Annotated in this window: 16 protein-coding genes and 3 tRNA genes; 11 read left to right on the plus strand and 8 right to left on the minus strand. The window is 68.7% G+C overall.

The window, feature by feature from the left end; translation table 11 throughout:
• Window positions 1-91: 91 nt before the first annotated feature.
• A complete protein-coding gene (locus KBX21_RS05345; protein WP_210841165.1) occupies window positions 92-520 on the minus strand; it encodes an SgcJ/EcaC family oxidoreductase in 429 nt (142 codons plus the stop codon).
• Window positions 521-728: 208 nt separating this feature from the next.
• Between KBX21_RS05345 and KBX21_RS05350 the strand changes: the two genes are divergently transcribed.
• The 5 genes from KBX21_RS05350 (at window position 729) to KBX21_RS05370 (ending at window position 6,267) form a co-directional block, all read left to right on the plus strand.
• Entirely contained in the window at window positions 729-2,633 is a 1,905-nt protein-coding gene (locus tag KBX21_RS05350) for a VCBS repeat-containing protein (protein WP_210841166.1), read from the plus strand.
• On the plus strand, window positions 2,630-3,619 hold the full coding sequence (locus KBX21_RS05355; protein ID WP_210841167.1) for an enediyne biosynthesis protein UnbU: 990 nt from the start codon (window positions 2,630-2,632) through the stop codon (window positions 3,617-3,619). The genes KBX21_RS05350 and KBX21_RS05355 overlap by 4 nt, the downstream gene beginning before the upstream one ends.
• Window positions 3,616-4,260 carry a hypothetical protein gene (locus tag KBX21_RS05360; protein ID WP_247665243.1) on the plus strand — a complete coding sequence of 215 codons (645 nt, stop codon included), beginning with the start codon at window positions 3,616-3,618 and terminating at the stop codon, window positions 4,258-4,260. Before KBX21_RS05355 ends, KBX21_RS05360 begins: the two co-directional genes overlap by 4 nt.
• On the plus strand, window positions 4,257-4,694 hold the full coding sequence (locus tag KBX21_RS05365; protein WP_210841168.1) for a hypothetical protein: 438 nt from the start codon (window positions 4,257-4,259) through the stop codon (window positions 4,692-4,694). Before KBX21_RS05360 ends, KBX21_RS05365 begins: the two co-directional genes overlap by 4 nt.
• A gap of 373 nt (window positions 4,695-5,067) precedes the next feature.
• Entirely contained in the window at window positions 5,068-6,267 is a 1,200-nt protein-coding gene (locus KBX21_RS05370; protein ID WP_210841169.1) for a serine hydrolase, read from the plus strand.
• 296 nt (window positions 6,268-6,563) lie between these two features.
• On the opposite strand, the gene KBX21_RS05375 is transcribed toward KBX21_RS05370, so the two are convergent.
• The 4 genes from KBX21_RS05375 to KBX21_RS05390 form a co-directional block, all read right to left on the minus strand.
• On the minus strand, window positions 6,564-6,971 hold the full coding sequence (locus tag KBX21_RS05375) for a Dabb family protein (protein ID WP_210841170.1): 408 nt from the start codon (window positions 6,969-6,971) through the stop codon (window positions 6,564-6,566).
• 68 nt (window positions 6,972-7,039) lie between these two features.
• On the minus strand, window positions 7,040-7,894 hold the full coding sequence (locus tag KBX21_RS05380) for an SDR family oxidoreductase (protein WP_210841171.1): 855 nt from the start codon (window positions 7,892-7,894) through the stop codon (window positions 7,040-7,042).
• Between the two features lie 62 nt (window positions 7,895-7,956).
• A complete protein-coding gene (locus KBX21_RS05385; RefSeq protein ID WP_210841172.1) occupies window positions 7,957-9,375 on the minus strand; it encodes an MFS transporter in 1,419 nt (472 codons plus the stop codon).
• A 99-nt stretch (window positions 9,376-9,474) separates the two neighbouring features.
• A complete protein-coding gene (locus KBX21_RS05390) occupies window positions 9,475-10,023 on the minus strand; it encodes a TetR/AcrR family transcriptional regulator (RefSeq protein WP_210841173.1) in 549 nt (182 codons plus the stop codon).
• A gap of 438 nt (window positions 10,024-10,461) precedes the next feature.
• Here KBX21_RS05390 and KBX21_RS05395 point away from each other — a divergent pair, with 438 nt between their 5' ends.
• From KBX21_RS05395 to KBX21_RS05415, 5 genes are all read left to right on the plus strand, one after another.
• The gene (locus KBX21_RS05395) at window positions 10,462-11,034 is read left to right on the plus strand and encodes a TetR/AcrR family transcriptional regulator (RefSeq protein ID WP_210841174.1); all 573 of its coding nucleotides are present in this window, start codon (window positions 10,462-10,464) and stop codon (window positions 11,032-11,034) included.
• A gap of 167 nt (window positions 11,035-11,201) precedes the next feature.
• Entirely contained in the window at window positions 11,202-13,409 is a 2,208-nt protein-coding gene (locus KBX21_RS05400) for an FAD-dependent oxidoreductase (protein ID WP_210841175.1), read from the plus strand.
• 107 nt (window positions 13,410-13,516) lie between these two features.
• Complete coding sequence (locus KBX21_RS05405; protein WP_210841176.1) at window positions 13,517-14,482, plus strand: NAD-dependent epimerase/dehydratase family protein; 966 nt, start codon at window positions 13,517-13,519, stop codon at window positions 14,480-14,482.
• Window positions 14,483-14,609: 127 nt separating this feature from the next.
• Window positions 14,610-15,215 carry an ABC transporter permease gene (locus KBX21_RS05410; RefSeq protein WP_247665244.1) on the plus strand — a complete coding sequence of 202 codons (606 nt, stop codon included), beginning with the start codon at window positions 14,610-14,612 and terminating at the stop codon, window positions 15,213-15,215.
• Between the two features lie 257 nt (window positions 15,216-15,472).
• Entirely contained in the window at window positions 15,473-16,030 is a 558-nt protein-coding gene (locus KBX21_RS05415) for a TetR/AcrR family transcriptional regulator (protein WP_210841178.1), read from the plus strand.
• Between the two features lie 420 nt (window positions 16,031-16,450).
• Here KBX21_RS05415 and KBX21_RS05420 read toward each other — a convergent pair.
• The 3 genes from KBX21_RS05420 to KBX21_RS05430 all read right to left on the minus strand — a co-directional run bounded on the left by KBX21_RS05420 (window position 16,451) and on the right by KBX21_RS05430 (window position 16,721).
• A tRNA-Val gene (locus KBX21_RS05420) sits at window positions 16,451-16,524 on the minus strand.
• A gap of 13 nt (window positions 16,525-16,537) precedes the next feature.
• Window positions 16,538-16,608, minus strand: a tRNA-Cys gene (locus tag KBX21_RS05425).
• A gap of 40 nt (window positions 16,609-16,648) precedes the next feature.
• Window positions 16,649-16,721: transfer RNA gene (locus KBX21_RS05430), tRNA-Gly, on the minus strand.
• Between the two features lie 201 nt (window positions 16,722-16,922).
• On the opposite strand from KBX21_RS05430, the gene KBX21_RS05435 reads away from it, so the two are divergent.
• Window positions 16,923-18,116: a molybdopterin molybdotransferase MoeA gene (locus tag KBX21_RS05435; RefSeq protein WP_210841179.1), complete on the plus strand. Its 1,194-nt coding sequence runs from the start codon at window positions 16,923-16,925 to the stop codon at window positions 18,114-18,116.
• The last annotated feature ends 13 nt before the right edge of the window (window positions 18,117-18,129 follow it).

The raw sequence follows: 18,129 nt of genomic DNA on the forward strand, positions 1-18,129 counted from the left end.
GATTAAATGTTCCCCGAAGGAAAACTGGCCGTAATTGGGCAAGGGAACGCGGCCCGCACTCCGAGACAGAACGGGCCGGCGGATCCGCAGCTCAGGAGGGGTGTGCCGGGCTGTTCTGGTATGCGGCCAACCGCCAGCCGCCTTCGGTCCGGGCGGCGACCCAGCAGGCTCGCACGGCGCGAGCGTCCGAAACCTCCTCCTCTCCGGGGGCAAGGACCCCGCCACGAGTCACCAACACAGCCGCGTCGGAACCCAAAGCCCTTACGGATACGGGAGTCCCGGTAACTCGGGTGCCCTTGAACGGGCCCTGGAAGGCATTGCCCATGAAGTCGCGAATCTGGTCACTGCCGGCGCACATCACGCCGGGCAGAACCATGGTGCCGTCATCCGTGAACACGTCGGCGAACGCTTTCGCGTCGTGAGCCGCCCATGCTTCGATGATTCGTCGGGGAAGGCCTGTCACCTGGGCTGAGTCCTCGGTGGAGAGGCCTGGAATCGAAATCTTGTCCTGGGTGGTCATGCTGTACTCCATAAATTGAGGGCGAAGCGTTTCCATAGACATTCTGCTTGCTGTGGTTACGACGGCAACTTCTGGCTTGCTCCGTCATTCTGTTTTTTCTCGGGAGTCGCAAGAATGGATATGGAGGTATGGGGCGGGGCTCAGCGAACCTGAAAAGCGTTCAGAACCCGACAGGGTGGAACTGCCACCCTCCTCCCAAGGAGCCCCGATGCGGCTGATGTATCGCGTGGCGACGATCGCGCTCGCCCTCGCACTGATGGGTGCGGTCGGTGTCATGACCATCCGACCCTCACTCGGCGAGTCCGACCAGTCCGATCGCGCGGCCCCCTTCGCCTTCGAGACACTCGCCCTCAACTCCGAACCACCGGACTCCCGCTTCGAGCGGGACGTGGCACCCGACCTCGAACACTTCAAGGGGTGGATCTCCGCCGTGGGCGCGGGCGCCACCCTGCTGGACCTTCGCGGCCTGGGCAAGTCCGGGGACGTGTGCCTGGTCGACCCCCGGGACGACAGCGTCACCCTGCGCAACGCGCCCGGAAGCGGTGAGGACGACTACCCGGTCGTCGAACTGCTGCCGGAGGGGCTGCCCCACGACGACACCATGGCCCCCATGGGCTGTGTCCCCGCGGACCTGGACGAGGACGGCGACCTCGACGTCATCGTCTACTACTGGGGCCGATCCCCGGTCCTGTTCATGAACACGGCCGGCCCCGAGGCCGTCCCCGCGGCGGAGAACTTCACCGCGCACGAGCTGGTCGAGCCGATGCAGGTCTGGAACACGACCTCGCTCAACGTCGCGGACGTGGACGGCTCCGGCAGCCTCGACATCCTGGTCGGCAACTACTTCCCCGACGGCGCGCGTGTCCTGGACCCCGACGCGGACGACGAGACGCGCATGGAGATGCAGCAGAGCATGGGCCTGGCCACCAACGGTGGTCGCAACCGGCTGCTGCTCACCGAACCCACGGGTGAGGCGGACACGCCCCCCACGGTGACCGACGCGAGCACGGCCATCCCGGAGAAGGCGACCACCGCCTGGACACTGGCGATCGGCTTCCAGGACCTCACCGGAACCGGGGTCCCCGACATCTACCTCGGCAACGACTTCGGCAACGACAGCCTCCTCGTCAACCACTCGACCCCCGGGGAGGTGCGGCTGGAACTGCTCAAGGGTGACCGGGACATGACCACGCCCAAGTCACAGGTCATGGGGAACGGCTCCTTCAAGGGCATGGGCGTGGCCTTCACCTACGAGGACGACGCCGAACTGCCGATGATCGTGGTCAGCAACATCACCAGCCCCTACGCGCTGCACGAGAGCAACTTCGCGTTCGTCCCCGACGGTGACGCCTCCGAACTCCTCGACGGCACCGTCCCCTACAGCGAGAGCAGCGAACAACTCGGACTGGCCCGCAGCGGCTGGTCGTGGGACGTCAAGGCGGGCGACTTCAACAACAACGGCACCGACGAGCTCTTCCAGGCCACCGGCTTCCTCAAGGGGGAGACCAAGCGCTGGCCCGAGCTCCAGGAGATCGCCATGGGCAACGACCAGCTGCTCAAGCACCCCGCCTTCTGGCCCAACTTCGCCGAGGGAGACGACATCTCCGGCCACGAGACCAACCCGTTCTGGGTCCGCGGCGACGACGGTACCTACGCCGACCTCGCCGACGCTGTGGGGATCTCCGAGTACGACGTCACACGGGCCTTCGCCTTCGGTGACGTGAACGGGGACGGCCTGCTGGACGTGGTGGTCGCCAACCAGTGGGAGGACTCGCGGCTGCTGCTGAACCAGGCACCCGACGCCGCCCCCGGGGTGGTGCTGCGGCTCGTCCGTCCGGGCGCGGGCGGCGACGACGCCCTCACCCCGGCGCTGGGAGCCGCGGTCCGTGTGGACGCGGACGGCCACCCCGCGCAGACCAGGGAGCTCTTCCCCGCCAACGGGCACGTGGGGGTCTCCGACTCCATCGTCCATCTGGCCGCGCCCTCGGGGGACCTGCCGGTCACCCTCTCCTGGCGGGACGGCGGCGGCGACACGCACAGCACCGAGCTGACGGTGGAACCGGGGACCCACACGGTCCTCCTCGACGACGACGGAACGGCGGAGATCCGATGACGGTGACCAGATCCGACGGCGGCGCGGCCGCCGAACCCGCCGCGACCTCGCAGCAGACCCCCGCGGACGAGGGACCTCGAACCGCGGCCCCTCCCGGGGTGGACCGGCGCCTGAAGGCGCTGCGCATGTTCGCCACCTCCATCACCGTGTTCACGGTGATCGGGCACATCTTCCTCGGGTTCGAGCAGTCCCCCGTCACTCCCATCGTGGCGATCCTGTTCGGCTACGCGCTCGACATGGTCCTGGAGACCCTCGACGCCCGGGCCGAGGATCGGGAGCCCGGCTACGCGGGCGGTCTCGGCAAGTTGGTCGACTACCTGCTGCCCACCCACATCGCCGGTCTGGCCTGCGCGATGCTGCTGTGGGGGAACACCTCGCTCTGGCCGTACCTGTTCGCGGTGGCCGTGGCGGTGAGCAGCAAGTACCTGTTCCGGCTCCGGGTCGCGGGCCGCAGGCGCCACTTCCTGAACCCCTCCAACTTCGGCATCGCGGTGACGCTGGTGATCTTCCCGTGGGTGGGGATCGCACCGCCGTACCACTTCACGAACAACACCTACGGAACCGTGGACTGGCTGCTCCCGCTGGGGATCCTCATGGCCGGGACCATGCTCAACGTCAACCTCACCAAACGGTGGCCGCTGATCCTGGCGTGGGTCGGCGGGTTCGCCCTCCAGGCCGTGCTGCGCTGGCTCTTCCTCGACCACATGCTCCTGGCCGCGCTGATGCCGATGACCGGGGTGGCCTTCATCCTGTTCACGAACTACATGATCACGGACCCGGGAACCACGCCGTCCAAGCCGCGCAACCAGATGGTGTTCGGGTTCACCACGGCGATGGTGTACGGCCTCCTCGTCAGCTTCAACATCGTGTTCGGTCTCTTCTTCGCACTGGTCATCACCTGTGTGCTTCGCGGCCTCGTCCTGGTCGGCGCCCCCTTCCTGCCCGCGAGGCCGACGGAGCCCCACCACCCCAGGGAGTCCACATGAACGACAAACCGTCCGCACCCACGTCCGAACCCGTCGAGTCCCCCGAGGTGACCCAGGCGGCCGCCCCCGCCCGGCGCTCGGGGCTGGCGGACCGGTACCACCGGGGTATGGACGTGCTGAACGTCGACCGGCACCGGCTGTGCCTCCAGCTGTACCTGGTCATCGTCATCGCCCACTGGGCCGAGCACATCGTCCAGGCCGTCCAGATCTACGTGTTCGACTGGCCGCTCGAGGAGGCCCGGGGTGTCCTCGGCATCCCCTTCCCCTGGCTGGTCACGTCCGAGTGGATGCACTACGGGTACGCGCTGATCATGCTCATCGGGCTCCTGCTCCTGCTGCCCGGATTTACGGGCAGGTCGAGGACCTGGTGGACGATCTCGCTCCTGATCCAGGTCTGGCACCACTTCGAGCACCTGATCCTGCTCGTCCAGGCCTCCAACGGGGTCAACCTCGGCGGCGGCGACGCTCCCAGCAGCCTCATCCAGCTGCTGATCCCCCGGGTGGAGCTGCACCTGTTCTACAACACGATCGTGTTCGTGCCGATGGTCGTGGCGATGTACCTGCACGCGCGGCCGAACGCGGTCGAACGAGAGGCGATGCAGTGCGCGTGTGCCGGTGAGCCGTCCAGGTCGGACCGGTGATCGCGGGGCGGCGCCGGGTGTCGGCGTTCGACGTGGTCCTGCTGCTGGTCGCCGCCCTGATCGTCTACATGGGGGCCTCCAACGTCGAGCGGAGCCTGCGCGCCGCCCGGGCGGACGGGGCCCCCGGCACCTTCAGCGCCACCAGGCTGGACTGCGTCCAGCATCCGGGCCACGAGTCCTGCACCTGCTTCGGAACCTACGCGCCCGAGTCGGGCGAACCCGTCCGCTCCGACATCTACCTCTACGGAGGCAACCGGGAGACCTGCCCGGTGGGCGGGCAGACCGCGGCCGTGGACGTGGGCTCCGCCAACCGGGTGTACGGGCCGGAGGGGTCGAACGAGTGGATCATGACCGCCGGTCTGATCCTCTTCGGTCTTGGGCTCGGCGGCTGGAGCGTCCGGTCGTGGTGGCTCCGCCCGGAGCCGGGGGACTGAGGTCGCGCCCACACGAAAGACGGAAGCGGGCTCCCGAGGGAACCCGCTTTCGTTCTTTCGGCCGTAGCAGGACCCGAACCTGTGATCCGTGCCGTGTCGAGGTGGGTCGGGCGTGGCGTCGGCCTGCGTCAACAAGCATCCGCGCGGAGCAGCCGGTTCCGTAGAGGGATCTTCGTGGCGGTTGGAATCCGTTGGGTGTGTTCGTCATCCCAGGAGTCTCCCGATTGGGGTGGGCGACGGCCGTCGCCCTCTTGGTATAGTGAATGTTCACTATCATAAGCTGGCATCGACCCCGGGTCCCGTGGTTCGGCACGGGTGACGGCGTCGCCTTCGCGACGCCGACTGCTGGGTCCCGCACGAGAGGGAAACAACGATGACTGAAGACTTCAAGGTCAAGGCGGACGAAGTGCTCCGTCGAACCGTGGGTTCCACGCCAGGGGTCCCGGGCGTGATCGCCGGTGTCACTGACGAGCACCGGACCCTGTACCTGAGCGCGGAGGGGGTCCGACGGGTCGATGGCGCCGAGCCGGTGACCACCGACTCGCCGGTGGCCCTCCTTTCGACGACCAAAGCGATCACGGCGACGGCGGCACTGCGCCTCGTCGAACAGGGCAGACTCGACCTGGACGCCCCAGCCAGCCGATACGCCCCGGACCTTGGTCGGTTGCGGGTGCTGGCGGGCTTCGACCAGGTCGGCGAACCGATACTTCGCCCCCCTGCCAGCCAGATCACGACCCGTCAGCTGCTCACGCACTCCTCCGGGCTCGGGTACGAGTACTTCAACGCCGACTACGCCCGTCTCGTGGGTGAGCAGCGGCAGCCGCCCATCGCGACCTCCACCCGGGCGGCACTGGACACGCCGCTGCTGTTCGATCCCGGAGCCCGTTGGGAGTACGGGTCCGGGATCGACTGGGTGGGCCGGGTCGTCGAGGGCGTCACCGGACAGCGCCTCAGCGAGGTCCTCGACCGTGAGGTGCTGTCGCCGCTCGGAATCACGACGATGACCTTCGCGCCCGGCCCCGAGCAGCGCCGCGCACTCGTGGGCACCCACCTGCGCACACAGGAGGGCGACCTGGTGCCCCTGGACGTCGAGCCGCCCACCTCACCCGAGGTCGAATCCGGCGGGCACGGACTGTACGGAACCGTGGGGGACTACCTCAGGTTCATCCGCATGTGGCTGAACGACGGGGTCGGCGACCACGGGCGCGTGCTGGAGGCCGAGACGGTCCGCGACGCGGTCCGTCAGCACCTTCCGGACCATGTGGAGGTCACCCCGTTCCGGAGTGCGATCCCCACGGCGACCAACGACGGTGAGTTCTACCCCGGCGTCCGCAAGTCATGGTCCCTGGCCTTCATGATCAACCAGGAAGCGACCCCCACGGGACGCCCGGCGGGCACCCAGGGATGGGCGGGACTGGCGAACCTCTACTACTGGATCGATCGGGAGAACGGCATCGGCGGGTTCTGGGCCACCCAGGTGCTGCCCTTCATCGACCCGGCGTCCTACGGCGGGTTCCTGGAGTTCGAACGAGCCGCCTACGACGCGTTGGTGCGCACTCCCGACCGGCGTTGATCGGCCGTGACGCCCTACGCCCCTGAGAGCGCTTCCATCCGCTCCCAGGGGCGTCTCCGACGAGATGCGACGTCATGGATCCGGCCGTTCCTGTCGCGGGTTTTCGGTGAACAGAAGCACCGCACTCGTACTCGCCCTGTTCGACAGGGGGCCGGCGCCCGAGTGAGCGCGAGGCCCGGATCAGGGAGGTGATCCGTGGCCTCGCGCTCACTGGTGCAAGGGCGCTCACCGCTCCACCGGCACGGCGCCGGATGTCAGAGAGTGGTGCGGGTGAACGGCCTCATGGCCGTGGTCGGTCAGGCCGCGTGCCTGCCCGGTGCGGCGCTGCCGAGGTACTCGTCGAGGTTGTCGATCAGCTCGACGAGGTCGGGGTGGGCGTCGAAGCGGCGCTGGTGGATCGCGGCGATCTTCGCGTCCATCTCCGGGTCCGGGTCGTCGGTGATGTCGAACGAGGCGAACCTGGAGATCAGCGGGAGCCCGAGTCTGTCGATCTCCAGGTGCGCGGGGTCGTTCATCATCTTCTCGTAGGTCTCGAGGTCCTGGGCGGCGTTGACTGCGCCGTACTCGTACTCGCCGCCGAAGTCGCGGCCGAAGACCCCCGTCGGGTCGTCCGTGTCCTGTCCCGTCATGCCCCTGACGATGGCGTCCGCGGTCTCTTTGGGGACGTCGGGCCGGATGGTGAACCGGATGCAGTGGTAGATCATGGAATTCCCTTTCCTTGGGTGTTCACCTGAGTGGTGAGGCTTGGGTGGGGTGGTCTGAGTGGGGTGGCTCAGTCCTGGGCGAAGGCGCCGGCGTGGTCGTGAGCGAAGTCGGCGATGTCGCGCGCGGGTGCTCCGGTCAGGTCGGTGACCGAGGTGTGCACCTCGGCGGCCTCGCCCCTGGCGTAGTGGGCGTAGTCCTCGACCAGACCTTGCAGCTGCCACGGCGGGATCATGCCGGTCAGCGCGGAGACGAACTGGCCGGGGGGAACGTCCTGGAAGTCGATCGCCTGACCGGTGGCCTTCGACAGCGCCTGGGCGATCTGTTCGTGGGTCACTGCCCGGGGGCCGGTCAGGGTGTAGGTACGTCCGGTGTGTCCCTGGCTGGTCAACACCGCCGCGGCGGTGGCCGCGACGTCCCTGGTGTCGACGACGCTGACGGCGGCGTCACCGATGGGCGCGGCGAGCAGACCCTGGGCGATGGTGCCTGCGAAGCCGAGCAGCGACTGCATATAGAGGTTGGGGCGCAGCACCGTGTGGTCGAGGCCGAGCCCCCGCACGTGGGCCTCCACCTCGGCGTGCCAGCGCAGGAACCGCACCGGCGAGTCGGTACGGGCCTCGTACTGGGAGAGCACCACGAGCCGCTTCACGCCAACCTTCTGGGCGAGGTCGGCGAACCTGATCTGCAGGTCGGCGGCGTCCTCATCAGAAGGGCTGTTGAGGAAGGCCGCGTCAACGCCCTCCAGCGCAGCGGTGACCGCCTCCGGGTCCCGCAGGTCGGCGACGACGTTCTCGACACCGGGCATGACTTTGAAAGGGCTGCGGATCATCGCACGGACGGTGGCGCCCCGGCTCTTCACAGCGGGCAACAACGCGGAGCCCACGGTTCCTGTCGCGCCGGTCACGAGCACGGTGGGGTTGGTCATGGCGAACTCTCCGTTTCGTGGTCTCGCCGAGGCTTGTTCCTCGGCGGAGTTCGTGTCGGGGTTCAGGGCCCTGTGGAGGCGGCCCGGGGGTGATCCCTGCCCGTGGCGGATGCGAGTGAGAGGGCGAGCGCCACGAAGACGAGCGCGCACTGGCCCAGGAACACCGTCGTGAACGCGATGTCCCCGCTCGCGCCCGCGGCTCCGATGGCCACCCCGGCCAGGGCCGCGAGCCCGATCGCGCCACCCAACTGCTGTGCCGTGGTGACGAGCGCGCTGAGCAGGCCGCCTTCGCCCTCTCCGCTGTCGCGCACCGCCATCGTGACGGCGTTGACGGAACCGAGTCCGAGACCCGCGCCGATCAGTGAGAACGCGCCCAGGAGGTTCGGGGTGAAGCCGGTGGTGGTCGGGTTCAGTACCAGCCACAGCAGACCGAGCAGGAGCAGGACCAGGGCTGCTCGCAGTGCGCGGGCGGGCCCGACCCGCCTGGCCGCGCTGGGGGCCAGGCCACTACCGACGATCATCATCAGGGCGATGGGGGCCTGGGTCAGGCCGGTCATCGACGCGCTCATCCCGAGCACTTCCTGCTGGTACAGGGGCAGGAAGAAGAGCAGGCTCGCCAGGGTGGCGCCGATCAGCATCAGGACCGCGCTCGCGGTCACCACCGGCTTCCTGCGGAAGACGTCAAGCGGGACGAGGGGATGTGCGGAGCGCCGTTCGACAAGGACGAACGCGACCAGGGAGGCAGGCCCGACCGTGAGGCTGATCAGTGTGCTCGGCGCGCCCCATCCGGCCTCCGAGGCGGTGATCATGCCGAGTGCGAGGGCGGAGATGCCGAGCGTGATCGACACGGCGCCCGGAACGTCGAATCGTCCAGGCTGGCACGGTGCCGGTGGCACCGAACCCCACACGACGATCGCGCTGAGGACGCCGAAGGCCAGCGGGGCCCAGAACACCGACTGCCACCCCAGCGCGTCGGTCAGCGAGCCGCCGAAGAACACCCCGAGCAGACTGCCGATACCCGAGATGACGCCCCAGAGACCCATCGCACGGGTGCGTTCCGTGGCGGATGTGTAGAGGGAGAGCATGAGCGCGAACGATGAGGGCATCAGGGCCGCGGCTCCGACCCCCTGCCCGATCCGCCCGGCGATCAGCATCGGTCCGGTCACGGCCAGGGCGCACAGGACCGATGCCGCGAGGTAGACGGCCATGGCGGCGAGGAAGACCCTGCGGGCCCCGAGCACGTCGGCGAGACGGCCGCCGAGGAGCAGCAGGCCCGCCAGGGCGACCAGGTAGCTGCTCGCGACCATGGAGAGTTCGGCCGCCGAGAGCCCCAGGCCCTGGCGGATCGCCGGTCCGGCGAGATTGACCATCGCGGTGCCGAGGACGACCAGGAACATGGAGGTCGCCAGCCCCGCCATCGCCACACCGCGGGGTACCCGTAAGCGGGCGAGTGGGGGGACGCGGGCGGTGTCGTTACTCATCTCGCCTGTTCCTTGTCCAGAGAGGGGGTGGGCTTGCAACTCACATGGATAGTGAGTTATCACTATCAAGAGGCCAAAAAAACACGGATCCGGCCGGGGTCAGGAGCCGGACGCCAGAAACCGCTCGACCCACGGTTCGCCTCCGGCCCGGCCTGGCAGGTCCATGGAGGCCGCGATCAGGTACAGCATGCCGGCGGCGAAGAAGTCGTGCGCCAAGTCGGCGTCCACTCCGGGGAGTGCCTCAGCTCGCTCGAAGACATCCTGTGTCCACCCGTGCATCAGGTCGCGAATTTCGGGGTCCTCGCAGGCCGCGTAGCCCTGAAGCAGGATGAGCATCACCTCACGGCTTTCCATGAGGGTGCCCCAGCCGTTCGCCATCGCCCACAGTTGGTCGTTGTCCGCTTCCTCGCCGCGAACGAGCATCTCCTGTTCGATCGTCGCGAACGTGCGTTCCAGTACCGCGACGAAGAGCCCCTTCTTGGTGGAGAAGACTCGGAAGAGGTTCGGGTGGGGGAACTTGACGTCCTTGGCGATGGTCACGGTCGAGCCGCCATGGAAGCCCTTGTGGCTGAACTCCCTCAGTGCCGCGGCGAGGACCTGCTCGCGACGCCGCTCGATGCTGACCCGTGGTCTCCGCCCTGTCGTCATGTTTGATAGTAAACAGTCACTACGAGATGGGTGTCAACTCTTGCGTCGCTGGGCGGAGGCGGGGTCGGGGTCAACGTTCGCGGACAGGGGCCGGCTCGGAGTGAGCTGGGCGGCGGCCGAGAAGCGGGAGTCCGCTGTTTCGGGTCGCCTGGTGCATGAGTCAACCCTCGCCGTAGGGAAAGTGATGCACGCCACACGCTTCTCTTTGCGTGTGCTCCAGTTGTGGTCGCCGAGTGCAAACCCGCAGTTCACGGCTGCGAGTCGGACCCAGGGGGCGTGCCCATGTCACGAAGGGTCCTGTCCTTGTTGGCGCCGAAGTCGATGCCCGCCTCGCACGAACGGCCAGTTCAGCGGCGCGCGGACGCCTGGGGGAGTCGTGGTGTGCGGCTCGGGGTGCGGGGTTGACGCGCACTTTGTAGTGACTGTTAACTATCAAACATGACGACAGGGCGAGAGGTTCAGGGTCAGGGCGCGCCGCGCCGAGAGCGGATCCTTGCCGCGGCACTGAGGGAGTTCAGCCACAAGGGATTCCATGGCGGCTCGACCGCGACCATCGCCGAGGCGGCAGGCGGTTCGCATCCGGGCCTCTTCCAAACGTTTCCCACCAAGAAGAGGCTCTTCCTGGCGGTGCTTGAGCAGGTGTTCACCACGATCGAGCGGGGGTTGGCCGTCGCGGACCAGGTGGCGGAGGGTGAGCGGCGCCAGGTCGCGGTGATGACCTGGAGGTCCCTGATGGAAGAGCGCGAACTGATGCTCCTCCTGATTCAGGGGTACGCCGCCTCCGGGGACTCCGACATCCACGATCGGATGTACCGGTGGACGCGGGAGACCTTCGAGCGGATGGAGGCCTTGTCGAAGGCGGGCGCCGAGCCGGAGAGCCCCCTCTTCGCCACGGCCATGCTGTACACGGTGGCCTCCTGCATGGACCTGTCGACCCGCGCTGAGGGTGAGGCGTGGGCGGGGCGACTTCTGGCCTCCAAGGCCGGGGCCTTTGAGGCTCCTGACGTTTGACCTATTGATAGCGAGCACTCACTATCATGATCGGTCGCACCCCGAGGAACTCACCCACGTGAGAGCCGGACCCGCACCCGCATGGCAGCTGACCGATGCGGAGGGAGGACGGTTCGGCCGTGTCGTGCACCGTCCCCCGATGACACACAACCTGGAGAAGAAGCGCAATGACCAGTCAATACGACGCTGACGCCATCGTCGTCGGCAGCGGCTTCGGCGGCGCGGTGGCCGCGGCCCGCCTCGCGCAGGCGGGGTTCTCCGTCATCGTCCTCGAACGCGGCCGACGGTGGGGGCTCGGCGAGTTCCCCCGCGCCTCCAAGCTGGACGACGGCTGGCTGTGGGAGCTCGACCGGGGGCTCTACGACATCCGCTGGCTCGACAAGATGGCCAGTGTCCAGGCCGCCGGCTGGGGAGGCGGGTCACTCGTGTACGCGAACGTCTTCGCCCGCCCCTTCGAAGAGACGCTGGACCACCGGTGGCCGGACCACCTGCGCCGCAAGGAGCTGGACCCGTACTACGACCTGGCCGCGCACATGATGGGCGTCGCGCCGGTGGGCGACGACCCCCGGACCGGAAGGACCCCTCCCCGCACCCAGCTCCTGGAACAGCTCCTGGAGCATTCGGACAAGGCCGAGGCCACCGTGCGCCCCAACCTGGCGGTGACCTTCGGCGATCCCGACACCTGGCGACCCAACGTCCACGGAGCACAGCGCCGCGGCTGCGCGTTCGTCGGAGAGTGCGTCATCGGCTGCAACCACGGAGCCAAGAACACCCTGGACCACACCTACCTCACCGCCGCCGAGAACGCCGGAGCGCGGTCCGTCACCGACGCCCAGGTCCAGCGGATCGAACCGCGGGACGACGGCTACACGGTGTTCACCTCGACCCCCTCCGACCCCGACGCACCTCGACGCGAGTGGTCCGCCGCCAGGGTCGTGCTCGCCGCGGGCGCGGTGGCCACCAACGAACTCCTGCTGCGCTCCCGTGACATCCACGGCACCCTGCCCCGCCTCTCCCGCAAGCTCGGCCACGGGTTCTCGGGCAACGGCGACTTCCTCACCCTGGCCGAACTCCGCGGCGACCGCGAGGACATGACGACCGGACCCACCATCACCACCAACACCGTGCTCGACGTTCCAGAAGGGCGACGCCCCGTCTGGTACCAGGTCCAGGACGGCGCCTTCCCACCGCCCCTGAACGACCTGCTCGACAGCCTCCTCCCGGCACGGAAGGCACGCGACTGGTGGCGGCGCAGGGTACGCGGCACCAACCCGCGCCAGACCTTCGCCGTCCTCGCGATGGGCAAGGACTCCGGCAAGGGGAAGCTACGGCTGGACGCCGGGGGTGACGCCACGCTGGCCTGGGACAACCGGTGGCAGGCCGCCCTGTACCGGTCCCAGGTACGCGTGGGACCGGCGGTCGCCAAACTCCTGGACGCGCGCCTGTACAACCCCTTCACCTGGTCCGTCCTGCGCCGCACCATCACCGTCCACCCACTGGGCGGGGTACGCCCCGGCCCCGATCCAGCCACCTCGGTCGCCGACCGGGCAGGAGAGGTGCACGGCTACCCCGGCCTGTTCGTCATGGACGGTTCGGTACTGCCAGCCGCGACCGGGGTGAACCCCTCCGCCACGATCCTCGCCGCCACCGAACGCGCGATCGAAACCGTCATCCGCCGCTCCGGACAGCCCGAGTGGCGTGCCCCTGAATGGGGCGCGGTCGTTCCCGCCCCTGTCCCCGAGGACGCCGCGTTCACCTCCCAGTCCAAGCTCCGCAACGCCACCAAGGGCGACGGCCTCGTCTTCGCCGAACGCATGACCACGGGCCGAGGCAAGCACCCCAGGGTCGTCCTGACCCTGAAGGCGGAGATCCCCGGCATGGACCCGTTCCTCGCGGACCAGGCGCACACGGTGCCGATGCGGGGCTCGATCGACGTCGAGGACATCGCCACGCGGGTGCCCATCGCGGGAACGCTGTCCCTGTTCCCCCGGGGACGGCACGAGGCCATGTCCTACGCGCTCGACTTCCACGACGACGAGGGCAACGCGTGGCAGCTCACGGGGACCAAGGCCGTGCGCTCCCGCAACCCCGTGGATCTGCTGACCGGACTGACACACCTGCGCACCGAGATCACCCCCCTTGCCTCCGAGACGGGTGAGAGCCGGCGCCTCGTGCTCACCATCGGTGCCGCCGACCTCTTCCGGCTGGGCACGTCGATCTCGGGGAAGGGCTTCACCCTCGCACGCCGCCTACGCGCGTCGGCCCGGTTCGCATCCTTCTTCGCGGCCTCCGCCCTGCGACGACGGAGCCCGGGCCCGACAGGCGGTCCGCGCACCACCACCAGCCCCGACAAGGGGCCATCCGCACGCCGGTAGTCGGCTCTCAGCGCGACCCGGCGCACGCCCGGCCCCGCAAGTGATCACCAGTAGTTCCCCTATCCAGTCAGAGAGCGCCGCTCTCCTTTCCCGCAGGGAGACATCCTGTGTCCGTACACCTGATCGTCGGCGCCGGCATGGTCGGCTCGACCACCGCGCTCCGGCTCGCAGACCTCGGCGAACACGTCAGGCTCATCAGCCGCTCGGGCCGGGGCCCGGTCCACGAGCAGATCGAGCTGATCCCGGCCGACGCGAACGACGCTGGTCGCCTCAGCGAGCTCGCGGACGGGGTGGCAGCGATCTACAACTGCCTCAATCCCGCCTACCACCGCTGGCTCACCGACTGGCCACCGATGAGTGCCGCGCTGCTCACCGCCGCCGAGCGCTCCGGTGCCCCCCTCGTGATCGCCGGTTGCCTCTACGGGTACGGGGAGGTCACCGGCCCCATGACCGAGGACACCCCCCTTTCCGCCACCCAACCCAAGCTGAAGGTGCGTGCCGACATGTGGCGCGAGGCCCTCGCCGCGCAGGAGGCCGGTCGCATCCGCGCCGTCACCGAGGTGCGCGCCAGCGACTACATCCAGGCCGGATCACTCCTCAGCCTCTTCCTGGCCAAGCCGCTGTTGTCCGGCAGCCGCGCCCTGGTCCCCGCCCCGCTCGACGTACCGCACACCTGGACCTCGATCAACGACGTGGCGACGATGCTGATCACCGCGGCCACCGAACAGCGGGCATGGAACCGCGCCTGGCACGTGCCCAGCACGGACCCGCTGACGGTCCGCAAGCTCGCCCACCGGTTCAGCGAGGCGAACGGAGCACCCGCTCCGAAGGTCGGCAAGTTCCCCGACTGGATGTTCAGGGTCAGCGGTCACTTCGTTCCGATGGTGCGCGAGTTCCAGACCACGGCCTACCAGTTCTCGGCGCCGTTCGTCATGGACTCCTCAGCGGCCTCCACCACCTTCGGCCTGCGCCCGCAGCCGATCGAGGAGGCCCTGCGTGAGGCAGCCGAACTGAGTGGGGGCACCCCGAACAAGGCCACCGGGCCCTCCAGTACCCGCCGGACCGCTTCCTGACACCCGTGTCCTGTGGCACCCCGCCCTGGGTGCCACAGGCTGTGACCGGCATCCCGGTCCCTCCCTGTTCCCGGCTTCGCCAACCATGACTCATGCGCGCACACGAGACCCCGACCGGAGGCTCACCATGTCAACCACACCTTCCGTCGCCGTAGACGACACCGCGAGCGATGTTCGCCCCAGCCTGATCGACAGCCGGTTCGCCTACCGCAGCTTCGCCTTCGCCTTCGTCTTCGGACACGGCGCCTTCGCTGTCTCAGGAGGCCCCGACCCCCTGGTGGTCCTGCCCCTGTGGGTGCCCCTGACGCTGCTGGCCTGCGGGATCGTGCCCGGTGTGGTCTCCTCCCTTCTGGCTGCAAAACGCGCCCAGAAGGGCGCCGGACCGGCCGAGGTCCTCTCCGAGAAGCTGCTCGGGAACGCGTGGGCGACCGTCTTCGTCGCCCTCACCCTGGGTATCACCGGCCTGACCACCACCTTCGACATCCCCGCCGAAGCCCAGGACGTGCTGTGGCCCACCGGCGCGGTGTTCGTCGTCGGCCTGATCAACATCGCCGAGGGCGCCGCACGCCGCAACGTGCTCCACTACAGCCTGGGTACCGCGCTCGCGATCATCGCCACCGCGGCGCTCCTGTTCCCTCCTCCCGGCGCGTTCTGGGTCCTGTCCCTCGCCGGGAGCACCGCCTACCTACTGGCGGCCTTCTTCGAAGGCCGCCGCATCACCGCCCTCGGCTGAACCTCCCGCGCTCCGTCCAGCGGGAGGCGCGCGATCCCGCGGAGGGCAGTGGACGCGGTGGTTGCTCCGAACCACCGCGTCCACCCCACGAAGACGCCGCTCGCGGACGCCGAAGTCGGCTCTCTGGTCTGGCGACGTTGCCCAGGGGCCGCTCGGACGACGCTCGTCCATCATGGGTGCGCGGAGTCGCCCGGGGAAGCACGCGTCGTCGTGCCCTGTTTCGCCCCTTCGGATTTGCTGAGTGTAGACTATCAAGCATGACCGAAATTCGGAGGGAACGAAGGCCGCGCGTCAGTATCGAGCTGCGTCGTGAGCAGATTCTCGCTGCGGCTTTGAAGGAGTTCAGTCACAAAGGACTGCACGGCGGTTCGACGGTGACCATTGCCAAGGAAGTGGAGATATCCCACCCCAATCTTTTTCGTGTCTTCTCCACCAAGAAGGAACTCTTCATGGCGGTTCTGAGGCAGACCTTCGCGCAGGTCGAGAAAGATATGCTCATTCCTGGGGAAAAGGACGAAGAGAATCCACTCCAGACCATGTCCGATGCCTGGGGCGTGCTCATGGAGCACCGCGAGCTGATGCTCATCCTCCTTCAAGGGTATGCGGCTGGCAACGATCCGGAGATTCGCGACCTCATGCAGGAGTGGACGCAGGACGTGTTCGAGCGATTCGAGGCGCTGCCCGGAGTCGGCACGAATCTGGCGCACGATTTCTTCGCCGCGGGCATGCTGTACATGGTGGCGGCCTCCATGAACCTGCCCTCGCGCGCGGAAAAGGATGCATGGGCGGACCGTTTTCTGGCCTCGGGTTCCTGACCGTCAGATTTCCATGGGTCCGCCTCCGGGTGCTGTAACTCGCGCGGACCCGTCATTCACGTTGGCAGCGGCAGGGGTATGGGTGTCACTCCGCGCCGCGGCCGTGCGAGCGTCACCGCACGTATGCATGCCCTGAGCCGCGGCAGACCGAACCGGTCCGTCCCCCCGTTCGCCTCGCTGGTCGTGGACCAGGACCGGCCTTCACGAGCAATGCGTCGCCACCGGCGAGCGGGACCGTCTTCGTCTGGAAGCGGCCCGGCTTCCCGGAGAGTCGGGGGCTATGAGCATCGACTGCTCCTGGTCGCCCTGACCGGTGCCCCACCCACGGGGAGCGGGATCGGTTGTTCGGGATGGCGCCGATACCGAGGGCCGTGGAAACGACGGAAGCGGGCTCCCGAGGGAACCCGCTTCCGCTTGATGTGGGCGATACAGGACTCGAACCTGTGACCCCTACCGTGTCGAGGTAGTGCTCTAGCCAACTGAGCTAATCGCCCCAGTGAGACTGGGAGGTGGAGACGGGATTTGAACCCGTGTAGACGGCTTTGCAGGCCGCTGCCTCGCCTCTCGGCCACTCCACCGAGTACACGTGAGGCGATCTCTCGCCCCGCGCCTCCTCCGAGCGGACGACGGGATTCGAACCCGCGACCCTCACCTTGGCAAGGTGATGCTCTACCAGCTGAGCCACGTCCGCGTGCTGCCCGGCCCGGCCTCCGTCTCCGTTGGCCGCGCCTTGCTGCTGGTACAGACTTTAGCGGAGATTCGACAGACGGCAAATCGGAGCCCGTCCGGGTGGTGCGGCGCTCCCCTGGGCGGGTGCGCGGGGGCGGTAGCGTCCGCGTCAGGTGTCCCGGGCAGAGTCGGGGCACACCAGCGGTGAAGTGGACGGAGCGGCATGGACATCCCCGTGGCGGACGGTGCGGCGTGTGGAGGGCACGGAGGTGCCGTTTCCTGGGCGCGGGCGCGTGAACGGGCCCGCGAGCTCGGGGCCCGTTTGAGCACGCCCGTACGCGAACTCCCGTTGGGGCGGGCGTTGGGCGGTGTGCTCGGCGATGACCTGCGGGCCCTGGTGGGCCTGCCCGCCTTCGACGCGTCGGCGATGGACGGGTTCGCCGTGGCGGGGGAGGGGCCGTGGCTCCTGGTGGGCTCCCAACTGGCCGGGGCGCCGGTGACCGGGCTCTCCCTGAGCCGTGGTGAGGCGGTGGAGATCGCCACCGGCGCCCGGGTGCCGAAGGGCACGGAGTCGGTCCTGCCCTACGAGCACGCCGAAGTGGTGGACGGTCGGGTGCACGGCCAGGCCCAGCGCGGACGGCACGTGCGCTGGTCGGGAGAGGAGACCGCGCCGGGGGAGCTCGTGCTGGCGGCGGGCACCGAGGTCACCCCGGCGGTGCTGGGGATGGCGGCGAGCCTGGGCCACGACGGTCTGGAAGTGCGTCTTCCCACGGTGTCCGTGCTGGTCACCGGGGACGAGATCGCCACGAACGGCCTCCCCGGCGAAGGTGTGGTCCGGGACGCGCTCGGTCCGTTGCTGCCCGGGGTCCTCACCTGGGCCGGGGCGCACCTGGAACGGGTGCGGATGCTGGGGGACGGTTTCGGGGACCTGGGTGAGGCGTTGGCCACGGCCGGGACCGACGTGGTGGTGGTCTGCGGTTCCTCCTCGAAGGGCCCCGCCGACCATCTGCGCGGGGTGCTCCGGGATCTGGGCGCCGAGGTAGTCGTGGACGGGGTGGCCTGCCGCCCCGGACACCCGCAGTTGCTCGCGCACTCGGGCGGGACCGTCTTCGTGGGCCTGCCCGGCAACCCGAACGCCGCGCTCGTGGCGTCGCTCACCCTCCTGGTTCCGCTGCTGAGTGCGATGTCCGGTCGCCCCGACCCGTCTGGTGGCCTGGCTGAGGCGACCTTGGTCGGCGAGGTGGCCTCCCGGCCCGACGACACCCGTCTGGTCGCGGTGCGGGTGAGGCAGGGGCGCGCCGAACCGGTGGGGCACGACCGCCCGGGGAGCCTGCGTGGCGCCGCCCTGGCCGACGCCTACGCGGTGGTGCCCCCGGGCTGGTCGGGCGGTGCGGTGGAGCTCCTGCGGCTGCCCTGACCCGGACTCACAC

The sequence above is a fragment of the Nocardiopsis sp. B62 genome (assembly GCF_018070675.1).
Classification (GTDB): Bacteria; Actinomycetota; Actinomycetes; order Streptosporangiales; family Streptosporangiaceae; genus Nocardiopsis; species Nocardiopsis prasina.

Coding starts and splice junctions, on each gene's coding strand:
- KBX21_RS05395 (WP_210841174.1), top strand. CDS start 10,462: ATGACGACAGGGCGAGAGGTTCAGGGTCAGGGCGCGCCGCGCCGAGAG.
- KBX21_RS05400 (WP_210841175.1), top strand. CDS start 11,202: ATGACCAGTCAATACGACGCTGACGCCATCGTCGTCGGCAGCGGCTTC.
- KBX21_RS05385 (WP_210841172.1), bottom strand. CDS start 9,375: ATGAGTAACGACACCGCCCGCGTCCCCCCACTCGCCCGCTTACGGGTA.
- KBX21_RS05355 (WP_210841167.1), top strand. CDS start 2,630: ATGACGGTGACCAGATCCGACGGCGGCGCGGCCGCCGAACCCGCCGCG.
- KBX21_RS05415 (WP_210841178.1), top strand. CDS start 15,473: ATGACCGAAATTCGGAGGGAACGAAGGCCGCGCGTCAGTATCGAGCTG.
- KBX21_RS05375 (WP_210841170.1), bottom strand. CDS start 6,971: ATGATCTACCACTGCATCCGGTTCACCATCCGGCCCGACGTCCCCAAA.
- KBX21_RS05370 (WP_210841169.1), top strand. CDS start 5,068: ATGACTGAAGACTTCAAGGTCAAGGCGGACGAAGTGCTCCGTCGAACC.
- KBX21_RS05435 (WP_210841179.1), top strand. CDS start 16,923: ATGGACATCCCCGTGGCGGACGGTGCGGCGTGTGGAGGGCACGGAGGT.
- KBX21_RS05345 (WP_210841165.1), bottom strand. CDS start 520: ATGACCACCCAGGACAAGATTTCGATTCCAGGCCTCTCCACCGAGGAC.
- KBX21_RS05390 (WP_210841173.1), bottom strand. CDS start 10,023: ATGACGACAGGGCGGAGACCACGGGTCAGCATCGAGCGGCGTCGCGAG.
- KBX21_RS05380 (WP_210841171.1), bottom strand. CDS start 7,894: ATGACCAACCCCACCGTGCTCGTGACCGGCGCGACAGGAACCGTGGGC.
- KBX21_RS05410 (WP_247665244.1), top strand. CDS start 14,610: ATGTCAACCACACCTTCCGTCGCCGTAGACGACACCGCGAGCGATGTT.
- KBX21_RS05360 (WP_247665243.1), top strand. CDS start 3,616: ATGAACGACAAACCGTCCGCACCCACGTCCGAACCCGTCGAGTCCCCC.
- KBX21_RS05350 (WP_210841166.1), top strand. CDS start 729: ATGCGGCTGATGTATCGCGTGGCGACGATCGCGCTCGCCCTCGCACTG.